This window comes from Streptomyces sp. NPDC059582 (genome assembly GCF_042735715.1).
GTDB lineage: Bacteria > Actinomycetota > Actinomycetes > Streptomycetales > Streptomycetaceae > Streptomyces.
Genome location: NZ_JBHWCC010000015.1, coordinates 19,511 through 33,875, shown reverse-complemented (window position 1 = coordinate 33,875; position 14,365 = coordinate 19,511). Strand labels below are relative to the sequence as shown.

The following is a 14,365-nucleotide window of genomic DNA, read 5'->3' as shown; positions in this document are numbered from 1 at the left end:
GCCGGCTCAGGAAAGCGGCCGAAGCGGAGCGGTAGCGCTCAAGCGGTCAAGGGGGAGCGATCGAAGTGCACGGGTGGGTTCCGCCGGGCGCGGCCGTCGTGGTCCGCGCCACTGCCCAGTCAGTCCGAGAGCAGGGCCGACAACTGGGGGGAGTACGTCGCATGCAGCACCAGTGCCGCGCTGCCCACGACCGCTGCGTCCACGCCGAGCGGGGAGGCCGCGACCTGTACCACCCGGATGTGCCGGGCCAGCGGTCTGGAGGCCAGGGCCGAGGTGACGGCGTCCACGTAACGCGACTCCACGTGCTGGATGCCGTGACCGCCCAGGATGATGAGGTCCACGTCGATGAAGTTGGCGATGGTGACCGCGACCGAGGCGACATGTCCCGCGGCCTCGTCGATGACCGCCGTCGCGACCGGGTCACCGGCTCCCGCCGCGAGCTGGATCGCGGCATGGTCGACGAGGGCCGGATCCTCGGCGAACGATTGCGACAGCGCACTGTCGACGCCGGGCCGGGCGGCGAGGCGGCGGTGCACCTCCGCGACGATCGCGGTCGGGTTGACCAGCCTCTCCAGACAGCCCCGGTCGCCGCAGTAGCACTCCGGCCCGTCGGGCAGTACGGAGGAGTGACCGAAGTCGCCCGCGTTGAACGAACCTCCTCGGTAGACCTGATGATGGAGGATCAGGCCGCCGCCGACGCCGGTGCCGAAGAACAGATAGGCGAAGTTCGCGACCCCTTTGCCCAGGCCGGACCAGCGCTCGCCGATGGCCGCGGCGGTGGCGTCGTTGTCCAGCGTCACCGGCAGACGGGTGACCTCGCTCAGCATGCTTTGCAGGGGCACCCGCCGCCAGTGGGCGAGTTGGGGCGGGGCGACGATCATGCCGAGCTTCTGGTCGATCGGTCCCGGTGTGGCGAGTCCCAGACCCAGCACCTTGTCGCGTGGCACCTTCGCCTCGTCCAGCACATCGGCGACCAGCTCGGCCATGGCCGACACGACGTGTGACGGGTCGGTGCCGGGCGGCGTGGGGCGGCGCTTGACGACCAGCGGCCGGCCCAGCAGATCGACAACGGCGCAGGTGAGTTCGACCGGATCGAACACGAGCCCCACGGCGCTGCCCGCGTCGGCGTTGATCCGCAGGGTGGTGCGGGGTTTGCCGCCGCCGGAGCCCCGGCTGGCCCCGTCCTCCCGCACGATCCCCTCGTCCAGCAGCCGGCGCACGATGCCGGAGACCGTCTGCGGGGTGAGCCCGGTCCGCTGGGCGATCTCGACCCGGCTGATGCCGTCGGCGAGCTGGATCTGGTCGAGGACCACCGCTCGGTTGTATCGCCCGACCTTGGGAAGGTTTGTTCCTGCTTGCCGCACGTGCGAGGTCCTCTCTGTTCCAGCTCGACGACGATACCTTCGCCAGGCGTTGACTTAGTAAAACAAATGGATTTAAAGTCCGGTCCCGCAGGCGTAACAGCCCGGACATGCAGGCGCAAGGCAGTGCCATCGGAGGCAAGTTGATGTCCATGAAAAGTCGCACCCCGGAACGCTCGGAGCCGTGTGGTCGTCACGGCTTCCGCGGCATGGGGCCCGGCTCATGAGCCACCCCCAGGTACTGCTGGAGATGCGCTCGATCACCAAGACCTTTCCGGGCGTGAGGGCGCTCGCGGACGTCAACCTGGTGGTCAAGGAGGGCGAGATCCACGCCATCTGCGGCGAGAACGGCGCCGGCAAGTCCACCCTCATGAAGGTTCTCAGCGGCGTGCACCCGCACGGCAGTTACACGGGCGACATCGTCTACCGGGGTGACGAGGTCCGCTTCCACGACATCCGGGCCAGTGAGCAGGCCGGCATCGTCATCATCCACCAGGAACTGGCGCTGGTCCCAGGCATGTCGATCACCGAGAACATCTTTCTCGGCAACGAGCCGCGCAGGCGCGGCGCGATCGACTGGAAGGCCGCGCAGCGCCAGGCGCTGGAGCTGATGGAACGCGTCGGGCTCCGGGAGGACCCGGACACGTTGATCAAGGACATCGGTGTCGGCAAGCAACAACTCGTCGAGATCGCCAAGGCGTTCGCCAAGGACGTCAAGCTGCTCATCCTCGACGAGCCGACCGCGGCCCTGAACGAGGCCGACTCGCAGCACCTGCTGGACCTGCTGCGCGGCTTCCGGGATCGCGGGATCACCTCGATCATGATCTCGCACAAACTCAACGAGATCGAGGCCGTCGCCGACACCATCACGATCCTGCGGGACGGCCGGACGATCGAGAGCCTCGACGTCAAGGCCGACGGAGTCAACGAGGACCGCATCGTGCGCGGCATGGTCGGCCGCGAGCTCAACAGCCGCTTCCCCGACCACACGCCCGACATCGGCGAGGTGTTCTTCGAGGTCCGCGACTGGACGGTGAAGCACCCGAGTTCGGATGAACGCCTGGTGTGCAAGGGCTCCCACTTCACCGTGCGGCGCGGCGAGATCGTCGGCTTCGCCGGACTCATGGGCGCCGGACGCACCGAACTCGCGATGAGCCTGTTCGGGCGCTCCTACGGTCACTACCTCTCCGGCCAGGTCTTCAAGGACGGCAAGGAGATCCAGCTGAAGTCGGTGGCGGACGCCATCGGGCACGGTCTGGCCTACGTCAGCGAGGACCGCAAGTCGATCGGCCTCAACCTGCTGGACGACATCAAGACCTCGATGGTGGCCGCCAAGCTGTCGAAGATCGCCCGACGCCGGGTCATCGATCCGGTGCGCGAGCACAAGGTGGCCGAGGAGTACCGCCAGAGCCTCCGGATCAAGACCCCCGGAGTCGACGAAGGCGTCGTGAAGCTCTCCGGCGGCAACCAGCAGAAGGTCGTCCTCGCGAAGTGGATGTTCACCGATCCCGACCTGCTGATCCTCGACGAGCCGACACGCGGCATCGACGTGGGCGCCAAGTACGAGATCTACGGGATCATCCAGCGACTGGTCGGCCAGGGCAAGGGCGTCATCGTCATCTCCTCGGAGCTGCCCGAGCTCATCGGACTGTGCGACCGCATCTACACGGTGTTCGAAGGCGCCATCACCGGTGAGGTGACGCGCGACGACGCCAACCCGGAACTCCTTATGAAGAAGATGACCTCTCTCACGAAGACAGCGACCCCATGAGCCGCATATCAGAGCTGCAGAAGAACCTCTTCGGAGGTACGACCTCCAACGCCCGCCAGTTCGGGATGATCGCCACACTCGTGGCGATCGTCATGCTGTTCCAGATCTGGACCGGCGGTCTGACCCTGACCTCCGGCAACCTCATCGCCGTGGTCAGCCAGTACTCCTACATCCTGATCCTGTCCATCGGCATGCTGATGGTGATCGTCGCCGGCCACATCGACCTCTCGGTGGGATCGGTCGCGGCGTTCACCGGCATCGTGGTCGCCAAGGCGATGCAGGAGTACGACCTCCCGTGGATCCTGGGCATCGTGCTCGGCCTGCTCGTCGGCGCGGCGATCGGCGCCTGGCAGGGCTTCTGGGTCGCCTACGTCGGGGTGCCCGCGTTCATCGTCACCCTGGCAGGCATGCTGCTGTTCCGCGGCGGCAACCAGTACATCGGCAACGCCGACACGGTGCCGGTGCCCACCGGATTCCGTGACATCGGCGCCGGATTCCTGCCGGAGGTGGGACCGGAGACCGGTTACAACAACCTGACCCTGCTGCTCGGCCTGGCCGCCTGCCTGGGTGTGGTGTGGCGGGAGTGGAAGGCACGGGAGACCCGGCGTGAGATGAACGCCGACGCAGCTCCGTTGTGGGTGGCGGGGATACGGCTGGCCGTGATGCTGACCGTCATCATCTTCACCACGCTGCGCTTCGCCGGCGGCCGTATCGGCACCAGCCTGCCCATCTCCGGCATCATCCTGATCGTCCTGGTGCTCGCGTATTCGTACTACACGCGCAACACCATCGGCGGCCGGCACATCTACGCCGTCGGGGGCAACGCCCGCGCCGCCGAGCTTTCCGGTGTGAAGCTCAAGCAGGTCAACTTCTTCGTCATGATGAACATGTCCGTCCTCGCCGCACTGGCCGGGATGATCTTCGTGGCGCGCTCCGCGGCCTCCGGCCCGCAGGACGGACTGAGTTGGGAGCTCGACGCCATCGCGGCCGTCTTCATCGGTGGCGCGGCGGTCTCCGGCGGCCTCGGAACCATCAGCGGCTCCATCGTCGGTGGTCTCGTCATGGCGCTGCTCAACAACGGTCTGCAACTCGAGGGCGTCGGTTCCGACATGGTCCAGATCATCAAGGGCCTGGTCCTCCTCCTCGCCGTCGCGTTCGACGTCTACAGCAAGAAGCAGGGGCGCTTCTCGATCATCGGAACACTGATGCGCCCGTTCCATCGGGACGAGGCGTCCACACCGGCCGATGCACCGAAGCAGGCCTCCGATCCCGACAAGGCTCAGGTCGCAGGCTGAACGGAGGGTCGTCACCGATGGCGCCGCACTCCACTGCGTCCCACTCACCCCGCACCACCGTAAGAAGGGCTCAACTCACCATGCGCAACAACATCGTCAGAGGCATCGCCGCGGTCGGCGCCGCCGCCCTGCTCACCCTGGGCACGGCGTGCTCCAACGAGCGCGAGGGTTCCGACCCGTCGAGCAGCAGTGACGCCAAGGGCTTCGACAAGGGCTCCCTCGTCGGGGTGGCGCTGCCCGCGAAGACCTCGGAGAACTGGGTGCTGGCCGGTGACCTGTTCACCGACGGCCTCAAGAGCGCCGGTTTCAAGGCCGACGTGCAGTACGCCGGCGCCTCGACGACCGTCGCGGACCAGCAGTCGCAGATCTCCTCCATGGTCACCAAGGGCGCGAAGGTGATCGTGATCGGCGCCACCGACGCGTCGCAGCTGTCGACCCAGGTGGCGCAGGCCAAGCAGGCGGGCGTGACCGTCATCGCCTACGACCGGCTCATCACCAACACGCCGGACGTCGACTACTACATCGCGTTCGACAACTTCAAGGTCGGCCAGCTGCAGGGGCAGGCGCTGCTCGACGGCATGAAGGCGAAGAAGCCGAAGGGTCCCTGGACGGTCGAGCTGTTCTCCGGCTCGCCGGACGACAACAACTCCAAGGTGTTCTTCGACGGCGCGATGGACGTCCTCAAGCCGCTCATCGACAAGGGTGACATCGTTGTCGGTTCCGGGCAGAAGGACATCAAGCAGACCGCGATCCAGGGTTGGAAGGCGGAGAACGCCCAGAGCCGCATGGACGGGCTGCTGACCTCGACGTACAACGGTGCCAAGAAGCTCGACGGTGTCCTGTCCCCGAACGACACCCTCGCCCGCGCGATCCTGACCTCGGTGAAGGGCGCCGGCAAGCCGGTCCCGGTCGTCACCGGTCAGGACTCCGAGGTCGAGTCGGTCAAGTCCATCATGGCCGGTGAGCAGTACTCGACCATCAACAAGGACACCCGCAAGCTCGTCGCCGAGACCATCAACATGGTCAAGTCCATCCAGAAGGGCGACAAGCCGCAGGTCAACGACACCAAGTCGTACAACAACGGCTCCAAGGTCGTCCCCTCGTACCTGCTCCCGCCGGTCATCGTGACCAAGGAGAACGCGGCCGAGGCCTACGCCAACGACCCGAAGCTGTCGCCGCTCACCAAGTAGTGGTGGTTTCCCGAGCGCCGCTGTCCCGGTCCGGCACTTCGCCTGACCCGGGACGGCGGCGCTCGACCCTTTTCCAGACGTCCGCTTCCCAGGCGTCCACGTCGGCCGCGGGCCGGCCGTGGCCGCCTTTCCCCTGCCCGGGTGTGCGGAGATGTCACAGACGAGGGCGCTGTCTCGTCGTTCGAGGTGCAGGCGCACCTCGATCAAGGAGCGGACGATGAACCTCGTACTGTGGATCGCCGCCGGGCTGCTGGCCGCAGTGGCCCTGACCGGCGGGATCAGCAAGACCTTCGTGCCCAAGGAGAAGCTGGCCGCGGCGCACGGCGGAGGATGGACCGGCGACGCGGGCGTCGGCTTCGTCAAGACTCTCGGCGTCCTCGAACTCCTCGCCGCGGCAGGCCTGGTGCTGCCCGCGGTGGTCGACGTGGCCCCGGTCCTGGTGCCGGTGACCGCGGCCTGTTGGGTCCTGCTGATGGTCGGCGCGATGATCACCCACGGCCGACGCGGCGAGTTCATGTTCGTCGTGCTGAACCTGGTCTATCTCGCGCTCGCGGCATTCCTCGCGTGGGGCCGCTTCGGCCCCGAGCCCTTCACCGGCTGACCCGGCGGCGACAACAGTCGCCGATCAGCTGTCGTGAAGGGTGATGACCATGTGGCTGTGCGCGCTACCGTCGGCCGGGGGAGGAGTCGGTATGAGCAGGACCGAGGAGTTCCAGGAGCTGCGTTCGCTGTTGTTCTCGATCGCCTACCGGATCCTGGGCGGTGTGAGCGAGGCCGAGGACGCGGTCCAGGAGACCTGGCTGCGCTACGAGACCTCCCCGGCCCACGTCAGATCGGCCAGGGCTTTCCTCTCGGCCACGGTGACCCGGATCTCGATCGACGTGCTGCGCTCGGCCCGGGTCCGGCGGGAGGAGTACGTCGGGCAGTGGCTCCCCGAGCCACTGCTCACCGACCCGTACGAGGACCCGGAGAGGTCGGCGGAGCTGGCCGACTCGGTGTCGATGGCGGCCCTGTTGCTGCTGGAGCGCCTGAGTCCGCTGGAGCGGGCGGTGTTCGTGCTGCGGGAGGTGTTCGGGTTCGGCTTTCCCGAGATCGCGTCGGCGGTGGGGCGTTCGGAGGCGGCGTGCCGTCAACTGGCGGTCCGTGCCAGGCGCCACATGGACGAGGGCCGACCCCGCTTCGAAGCCGCCCGCGGCGAGCGGGAGGAACTGGCGTCGCGCTTCTTCGACGCCCTGCGCGACGGCGACGTCGCCGGACTGCGGGAACTGCTCGCCGCCGACGTGTCGATGGTCGGCGACGGCGGCGGCAAGGCCCCGCAACTGGCCAGGGACGTCATCGGCGCCGAGACCGTGGCCAGGCTGCTGGCCTCCGCCTTCCCTCGAATGGCCCGCGTCGGAGTGACGTTCGAGCCGCACGAGGTCAACGGCCGGCCGGGCGCGGTCTTCCGCGACCGGGACGGCAAGGTGCTTCACACCCTGGCGCTCGATGTACTCGACGGGCAGATCCAGACCATCCAGACGGTGATCAACCCCGACAAGCTCGGGCACCTGGGTCCGGTGGCGGACGCCTGGGCGATCCACCGCGCGGTACGAGAGGTGGGCCGCCGTCGGTGACAGCGGTGACCGTGCCCTGGCCAGAACTTCCTTGCGGACTACTGGGGCGCGTTCTAGCCGTTCGCCGCCTGACGTCTCCATGAACGACCTCGGCCCGTCCTGCTCCGGGGGAGAGGAAGGGCCGCGTCACGTCACCCCCGCGGTGAACGGCTCCCGCGGTGAACCGCCCTGCGGGAGCGGTTCGGTCGCGCTCCCCGTCCCGGGGCGAACGTTGCCTGCTGCGGCACTAGTGAGGTGGCCCGTCCGTCACGGTGAGGCGTCCGGTCGCCACGCCGTGCACGACATGGGCGGCCGCCACGTCCAGGGCCGCGTGGCCGGTGGACTTGAAGACGGTGAGCAGGTCGGGGGAGTGCCGACCGGGGGCGTCGCCGGCGAGGACGGATCCGAGCAGCGTGACGCCGCGGCCCTGCGGCAGTCCTTGCAGCTCGTGGGCGCCGGAGGGCGGCGGCGTCCCGGCGGCGCCGAGCCACTCGGCGAAGAGCGCCGCCTCCCGGATCGTCGCGGCGTCGAGTTCGGGTCCATGGGAACCGCCGACCGAGCTCAGGTGCGTGCCCGGGGCGAGCCAGTCGCGGCGCAGGACAGGGCGGGTCGCGCCGGTGCAGCAGTACACGGTCGCCGCCTCGCGTACGGCGGCCTCGATGCCGTCGGCCGCACGGCCCGCGGGATGCAGGGCGGCCGTCGCGTGGACCGCCGTACGGTCGCGGCCCGCGACGGTGACGGGCTCGGCCGGCCGGAGCGCGGCCAGCAGGGAGACCTGGGCGCGGGCCTGGGCGCCGGTGCCCACGACCACGACGGGGCCTGGGCGGGCCAGGGCCAGAGCGCTGTGTGTGGCGGCCGCCGCGGTGCGCCAGGCCGTGACGGGCTCGGCGTCCATGACGGCCAGGGGCCGGCCGTCACAGGTGTCGAAGAGGGCCACGATGCCCCGGTGGGTGCTGCGGCCCGGCCGGGCGGGGTCGGCGAACACCGACACGAGCTTCGCCGCGAGGCCCAGACCCGGCACGTATCCGGGCATGGCGCCGAGCAGGCCGCCGGGCGCGGACGCCGCGATCCGGGGCGGCGCGGACGCCTGTCCGCGTGCCACGGCGGTGAGGGCGTCGGCCACGGCGGCCATGAGGTGGTGGGGGTCGAGCGCCGCCGCGGTGGCGGCCCGGTCGAGGACGAGGAGGTCGTTCACGCGTCGCCCGCCCCGCTGGTGCCGGACAGCAGGCCGCCCAGGACGTCCGCCGCCGAGGCGAGGTCGGCGCGCAGCCCAAGCATGCGTGGTGCGTCGATCTCGGCGTCCGGGCCGACGACGGTGACGGCGCAGACCGGCGCGCCGGGGGCCGGGACGACGGCCCGGCTCAGGGACGCGACGAACTGCTCGTTGCGGCCGTGCTCGACGGCGAACCCGGCGGCCCGGGTCCGCTCGATGTCGGCGAGCAGGCCCGTGTCGCCGTCCAGCGGATGTCCGGCCTTCCGGGCCGCGTCCAGGTAGGGGCCGCGTGCCTCCGGGGCGAGGGCGGCCACCAGGGCGAGCGGACCGGCGAACCGGTGCGCGGGCAGGGCCTCGCCGAGCAGTGTGCTGATCATCGCCAGGTGGTCCGGCCGGACCACGTCCACCACTCGGGAGCCGTCGTTCTCGAGGACCTGGAGGTTGACCATCAGACCGGTGCGCGCGGACAGGTCCTCCAGTACGGGGCGGGCCAGCGACGTCAGCGAATTGTGTGCCGCCCGGACCGACAGGCGCAGGACGGCGGTGCCGGGCAGATAACGGTCGCCGGTCCGAAGGACCCAGCCGCGGCGGACCAGGTCCACCAGGATCCGGTAGGCGGTGGCCCGGTGCAGTCCGACCTCGCCGGCCAGGTCGGTCAGCCGGGGCGGCCGCGGAGCCCGGGAGACGGCCTCGACCAGGTCCAGCGCTTTGTCCACGGCCGTTCGCGACTCTTGCGGCATCGCAGCCCTTTCGATCGAAGCCCCGCCGGCGGGCCCTTCGTCGGCAGCCGACCGCCGACCGCCCGGTTACGGAGGTAGAGTACCGCCTGTTTCACATAGCGAGAGAGTTGTTACGTAGAGCGTAACAAGCTGGGAGTGGTGACCTTGACGAGCGACAGTGCGGGAGGGGCGACCCCGTTCGCCCCTCCCGAGAGCGGAACGGTCGTGGTCTACCGCGGCGTCACGCTGTTCGACGGGACCGGCAGCCCGCCCCGGCCCGCGACGTCGATCGTCGTGGACGGTTCCCTGATCCGGGCCGTGATGGACGACGTGGACGCCGCGGCCTTCCGCGCCGAGGGCGCTGAAGTCGTCGACCTCACCGGCCACTTCGTCACACCCGGCCTCGTCGACGCGCATCAGCACCTCGCCACGCCACCTGACCGCCCGGCCGCCGAGGCCGTACTGCGCCGCCTCGTGCACAGCGGGGTCACGGCCGTACGGGACATGGCCGACGACCTCCGGCAGATCGGCGACCTGGCGCGGGCCGCACGGGTGGGGGAGATCGCCGCCCCGGACATCCACTACGCGGCGCTGATGGCAGGTCCGGGGTTCTTCGACGATCCCAGGACCCACCAGGTGACACAGGGCGCCGTGCCGGGCGAGGTGCCCTGGATGCAGGCCGTCACGGACCTGACCGACCTGCCCCTGGCGGTCGCCCTCGCCCGGGGGACCTACGCGGCGGCCATCAAGGTCTACGCCGACCTGGACGCGGGCGTCGTCGCCGCCATCACCGCCGAGGCGCACCGGCAGGGCATCCCGGTCTGGGCGCACGCGGCCGTGTTCCCCGCGACACCCGGCGAGGTCGTCGCGGCCGGAGTGGACACCGTCTCGCACGTGACGCTGCTGGCCCACGAGGCGGCCACGGCACCCCTGACCACCTACAAGGACAAGCCGGCCGTCGACCACGCGAGCCTGGTCACCGGCGAGGACGCGCGGCTCGCCGCCCTGTTCGCCCGCATGCGCGAGCAGGGAGTCGTCCTGGACGCGACCGCCGGAATGTGGGCCAGTGAGGCACTCGCGGGCGACGACCCGGAGGCGTCCGAACGAGCCTCCCGCAACACCGAGTTGGCCATCGCTCTCACGGCGCAGGCACACCGGGCCGGCGTACAGCTGGCCACCGGGACCGACTACGAGACCGCCCCCGGCGACCCGTTCCCCGCCCTCTACGAGGAACTCGCCTTTCTCGTCAGGCGATGCGGCATCCCGGCCCCGGACGTGCTGCGTTCCGCGACGTTCGTCGGCGCCCGCAGCGCCGGCGCGGAACACCTCACGGGCAGCGTCGAGCCGGGCAAGCTGGCCGACTTCGCCGTCTTCGCGCGGGACCCGCTGGCCGACATCGACCACCTGCGCACGATCACCCTGACCGTCAAGCGGGGGCACCGCTTCCCGCGCAGCGCCTACACCACCACCGCTCCCAGGGAGAACCGTTGACCGGCACGCCCCTGATCGTCAATGCCCTCGGCCAGCTCGACAACCCCAACTCCGCGCAGTCGATGGCGGCGGCGGGCGAACTGAACCCGGGCAGCGAGCAGTTCACCCTCGACCCCCGGGCCCTGGCCGAGGCGCGGGCCTCGGGCCTGACCGCCGTCAACATCACCCTGGGCTACGTGATGGGCGATCTGCCGCCTTACGCGCACACCCTGCACGAGATCGACGTCTGGGACGCCGTCATCGCCCGGCACCCCGACGACCTGCTGAAGGTGACCACCGTCGCGGACATCCACACGGCGGCACGCGACGGTCGGGTCGGTGTCATCTACGGATTCCAGAACGCGGTGGCCGTGGGCGACGACGCCGGCCGTGTCGCCACGTTCGCCGAACGCGGCGTACGCGTCGTGCAGTTGACCTACAACCAGGCCAACCACCTCGGTGGCGGTTCGTCGGCGCCGGCCGGCACCGGACTGACCGCCATCGGGCACGAGGTGGTCGACGCCCTCAACGACCACCACCTCATGGTCGACCTGTCGCACAGCGGCGAGCGGACCTGTCTGGACGCGGCCACGTACTCCCGCGTACCCGTGTCGATCAACCACACGGGGTGCCGCGCGCTGACCGACCTGCCCCGCAACAAGACCGACGAGGAACTGCGTCTGGTCGCCTCCCGCGGCGGGTTCGTCGGCATCTACTTCATGCCGTTCCTCAGCCCCACCGGCCACGCGTGTGCCGCCGACGTCGTCGAGCACATCGCGCACGCCGTGGACGTCTGCGGAGAGGACCACGTCGGCATCGGCACCGACGGGCCCGTCACTGCGATCGACGACCTGGACGCGTACCGGGCCCGGCTGGCGGAGCACGTGGCCCAGCGCCAGGAGGCCGGGGTCTCGGCGGCGGGCGAGCGGGCGGACACGCTGCCGTTCGTGGTCGATCTGCGGGGCGTGGACCAGTTCCGTGAACTGATACGCCTGCTGGAGCGGCGCGGCTACTCCTCCGGCCGGATCGAGAAGATCATGGGGCGCAACTTCGTCGACTACGCCGAACGGGTGTGGGCGCCGTAGCCGCCGGTCGGCCGGTCCTCCACGGTCGCGAGGGGTGATGTTTCCGGCACGTCTGCCGCGCGCCACAACGGGCACACGAAGGACTCAGGACAAGCATCAGCAGGACGACAGCGACGACGCGACGACGCGACGACGCGAGGACAGGGAGGACAACGTGAGCGACTACCGCGCACGCCAAGTGCCGACCGCCGGCCATACCCCGGACGACGACCTCACCGGATACCAGGTGGACGCCACGGACGGTCATGTCGGCAAGGTCAGCAAGTACTCCAGGGACCTCGGCCCGCGGTTCCTGGTGGTGCACACCGGCGTCTGGGTTCTCGGCAAGGACGTGGTGATCCCCTCGGACACCGTCATGGGTGTCGACCACGACGCCCGCATCGTGCAGGTGTCGAGTACGAAGGAGCAGGTCAAGTCGGCGCTCGACTTCGACGTCGACACCTATCTCGGCGACCCGCGCCACCGTGACCAACTGGGTGGCCGGTACGGCTCGGGCCACTGACCCGGGCGGGCCCGCGCCGCGACCAGCCCTGTCGGCACCCGGCCGTCGTCGGCCACCCGGCAGGCGGCGGGTGACGGCGTCCGGCGCCACGCCGTAGCGGAGGGAAACCGGTACGAATGTATGTGCCGTGCTAGGCTGGAAGTAGTTGCAGTTGTGGTTCCCGAAACTTCAAATGTCTCGACGGTTGGATGTCGTCAGGCGTTTATGTATTTCCGGTGCTTATCCGGACGGGGTTCATTGTGGCGACGCACGGGCTCGCACAGTGCGAGTCCGCGGGCACTGCCCCGAAGGAGATGTGACATGGCTACTGGCACCGTCAAGTGGTTCAACGCGGAAAAGGGCTTCGGCTTCATCGAGCAGGACGGCGGCGGCCCCGACGTCTTCGCCCACTACTCGAACATCGCCACCCAGGGCTTCCGTGAGCTCCAGGAGGGCCAGAAGGTGAACTTCGACGTCACCCAGGGCCAGAAGGGCCCCCAGGCGGAGAACATCACCCCCGCCTGACGCCTAGGCGTTTGACGAAGTTGGGACCCGCACCTCAGGGTGGGGTCCCAACTTCGTTTTTGTGTATTTTCGGGCAGAATTTGTCCGGTCCTAGTTTTAGCTCGCATTGTCGCAATTCGTCCGGCTCATTCCTGCCGCGAAATTCCTTGATGCGTGCCATGTCGAGGAAGGTTGTGCATGAGTCGTCCAGTTCGCCCCGGCGTCGGTTCAGAAGGCAACGAACGTCGTCCCTCCGGCCCCCAGGGAGAGTTCGAGCTGCCGGTCAGCGTCACCCCGGCGCTCCCCGCGGCTGCGACCTTCGGCGAACTGGACATGCCCGGCGAGCTGCTGAACATGCTCACCGACCTCGGCCTGCACGAGCCGTTCCCGATCCAGGCCGCCACCCTGCCGAACGCCCTCGCGGGGCGTGACGTCCTGGGACGCGGGCGCACCGGATCCGGCAAGACGCTCGCCTTCGGTCTGGCGCTTCTCGTGCGTACGGGCGGGCAGCGCGCCGAGTCGCGGAAGCCGCTGGCCCTGATCCTCGTCCCCACCCGCGAGCTGGCCCAGCAGGTCACCGACGCGCTCGATCCGTACGCCCGGTTGCTGAAACTGCGACTGGCCACGGTGGTCGGCGGTATCTCGATCAGCCGGCAGGCGAGCGCGTTGCGCGACGGCGCCGAGGTCGTCGTCGCGACACCCGGCCGCCTCATGGATCTCGTCGAGCGCAAGGCCTGCCGTCTGGACAGGGTGAGCATCACCGTCCTGGACGAGGCCGACCAGATGGCGGACATGGGCTTCATGCCCCAGGTCACCGAACTACTGGACCAGGTCCGCCCCGAGGGGCAGCGAATGCTGTTCTCGGCCACCCTGGACCGCAACATCGACCTCCTGGTCCGGCGCTATCTCCATGACCCGGTGGTCCACTCGGTCGACCCCTCGGCGGGCGCCGTCACCACGATGGACCATCACGTGCTGCACGTGCACGGCGCCGACAAGTACGCCGCCGCCACGGAGATCGCCGCCCGCGACGGGCGCGTGATGATGTTCCTGGACACCAAGCACGCCGTCGACCAGTTCACCAGGCATCTGCTGGGCAGTGGCGTGAAGGCCGCCGCTCTGCACGGCGGCAAGTCGCAGCCCCAGCGCACCCGCACCCTGGCCCAGTTCAAGGACGGCCACGTGACGGTGCTGGTGGCCACCAACGTCGCGGCCCGCGGCATCCACGTGGACGACCTCGACCTGGTCGTCAACGTCGACCCGCCCAGCGACCACAAGGACTACCTGCACCGCGGCGGCCGTACGGCCCGCGCGGGCGAGTCCGGCACCGTCGTCACGCTGGTGCTGCCCAACCAGCGCAGGGACATGGCCCGTCTCCTGTCCGACGCGGGCATCAGGCCGCAGATCACGCAGATCCGCTCCGGTGAGGCCGAGCTGAGCCGCATCACCGGCGCGCAGGCGCCCTCCGGCGTCCCTGTCAACGGCAGCAAGCCCGTCGCGGAGCGCCCGAAGCGCGGCGGTGCCCCCTTCCGTGGTCTGGGCACCCGCCCGGGGCAGACCGGTCGCGCCGGCGGCGAGTCCCGCCGGTCCGCCGAGGCCCGCCAACTCGCCGAGGCCCGCAAGGCCGCCCGGATCCGTCGCGGCGACTAGTGCCGTGGCGGGCAACGTTCGCCCGTGAAGGAGC

Annotated in this window: 13 protein-coding genes; 10 read left to right on the top strand and 3 right to left on the bottom strand. The window is 69.6% G+C overall.

Going from position 1 to position 14,365, the window contains the following annotated elements:
* Positions 1-119: 119 nt before the first annotated feature.
* Positions 120-1,313, bottom strand: a complete 1,194-nt coding sequence (locus ACFV0T_RS15505; RefSeq protein WP_385778644.1) for an ROK family transcriptional regulator — start codon at positions 1,311-1,313, stop codon at positions 120-122.
* A gap of 271 nt (positions 1,314-1,584) precedes the next feature.
* On the opposite strand from ACFV0T_RS15505, the gene mmsA reads away from it, so the two are divergent.
* From mmsA to ACFV0T_RS15480, 5 genes are all read left to right on the top strand, one after another.
* Entirely contained in the window at positions 1,585-3,132 is a 1,548-nt protein-coding gene (gene mmsA, locus ACFV0T_RS15500; protein ID WP_385778642.1) for a multiple monosaccharide ABC transporter ATP-binding protein, read from the top strand.
* On the top strand, positions 3,129-4,427 hold the full coding sequence (gene mmsB / locus ACFV0T_RS15495) for a multiple monosaccharide ABC transporter permease (RefSeq protein ID WP_385778640.1): 1,299 nt from the start codon (positions 3,129-3,131) through the stop codon (positions 4,425-4,427). Before mmsA ends, mmsB begins: the two co-directional genes overlap by 4 nt.
* An 80-nt stretch (positions 4,428-4,507) precedes the next feature.
* Positions 4,508-5,617, top strand: a complete 1,110-nt coding sequence (locus tag ACFV0T_RS15490; protein WP_385778638.1) for a substrate-binding domain-containing protein — start codon at positions 4,508-4,510, stop codon at positions 5,615-5,617.
* Between the two features lie 217 nt (positions 5,618-5,834).
* A complete protein-coding gene (locus ACFV0T_RS15485) occupies positions 5,835-6,218 on the top strand; it encodes a DoxX family protein (protein WP_385778636.1) in 384 nt (127 codons plus the stop codon).
* Between the two features lie 91 nt (positions 6,219-6,309).
* On the top strand, positions 6,310-7,230 hold the full coding sequence (locus ACFV0T_RS15480) for an RNA polymerase sigma-70 factor (RefSeq protein ID WP_385778634.1): 921 nt from the start codon (positions 6,310-6,312) through the stop codon (positions 7,228-7,230).
* A gap of 226 nt (positions 7,231-7,456) precedes the next feature.
* On the opposite strand, the gene ACFV0T_RS15475 is transcribed toward ACFV0T_RS15480, so the two are convergent.
* Both ACFV0T_RS15475 and ACFV0T_RS15470 read right to left on the bottom strand, forming a co-directional pair.
* Positions 7,457-8,404, bottom strand: coding sequence for an ornithine cyclodeaminase family protein (locus ACFV0T_RS15475; protein ID WP_385778632.1), 948 nt, complete (start codon positions 8,402-8,404; stop codon positions 7,457-7,459).
* Positions 8,401-9,138, bottom strand: a complete 738-nt coding sequence (locus tag ACFV0T_RS15470; RefSeq protein ID WP_385778630.1) for an IclR family transcriptional regulator — start codon at positions 9,136-9,138, stop codon at positions 8,401-8,403. Before ACFV0T_RS15470 ends, ACFV0T_RS15475 begins: the two co-directional genes overlap by 4 nt.
* Before the next feature lie 162 nt (positions 9,139-9,300).
* Between ACFV0T_RS15470 and ACFV0T_RS15465 the strand changes: the two genes are divergently transcribed.
* The 5 genes from ACFV0T_RS15465 to ACFV0T_RS15445 all read left to right on the top strand — a co-directional run bounded on the left by ACFV0T_RS15465 (position 9,301) and on the right by ACFV0T_RS15445 (position 14,331).
* The gene (locus ACFV0T_RS15465; RefSeq protein WP_385778628.1) at positions 9,301-10,632 is read left to right on the top strand and encodes an amidohydrolase family protein; all 1,332 of its coding nucleotides are present in this window, start codon (positions 9,301-9,303) and stop codon (positions 10,630-10,632) included.
* Positions 10,629-11,696, top strand: a complete 1,068-nt coding sequence (locus tag ACFV0T_RS15460; protein WP_385778626.1) for a dipeptidase — start codon at positions 10,629-10,631, stop codon at positions 11,694-11,696. The genes ACFV0T_RS15465 and ACFV0T_RS15460 overlap by 4 nt, the downstream gene beginning before the upstream one ends.
* Before the next feature lie 154 nt (positions 11,697-11,850).
* Positions 11,851-12,198 (top strand): PRC-barrel domain containing protein, encoded by a 348-nt coding sequence (locus tag ACFV0T_RS15455; RefSeq protein WP_385778624.1) that lies wholly within the window; start codon positions 11,851-11,853, stop codon positions 12,196-12,198.
* Between the two features lie 300 nt (positions 12,199-12,498).
* Complete coding sequence (locus ACFV0T_RS15450; protein WP_210586179.1) at positions 12,499-12,702, top strand: cold-shock protein; 204 nt, start codon at positions 12,499-12,501, stop codon at positions 12,700-12,702.
* A gap of 177 nt (positions 12,703-12,879) precedes the next feature.
* Positions 12,880-14,331, top strand: coding sequence for a DEAD/DEAH box helicase (locus tag ACFV0T_RS15445; protein WP_385778621.1), 1,452 nt, complete (start codon positions 12,880-12,882; stop codon positions 14,329-14,331).
* Positions 14,332-14,365: the final 34 nt, after the last annotated feature.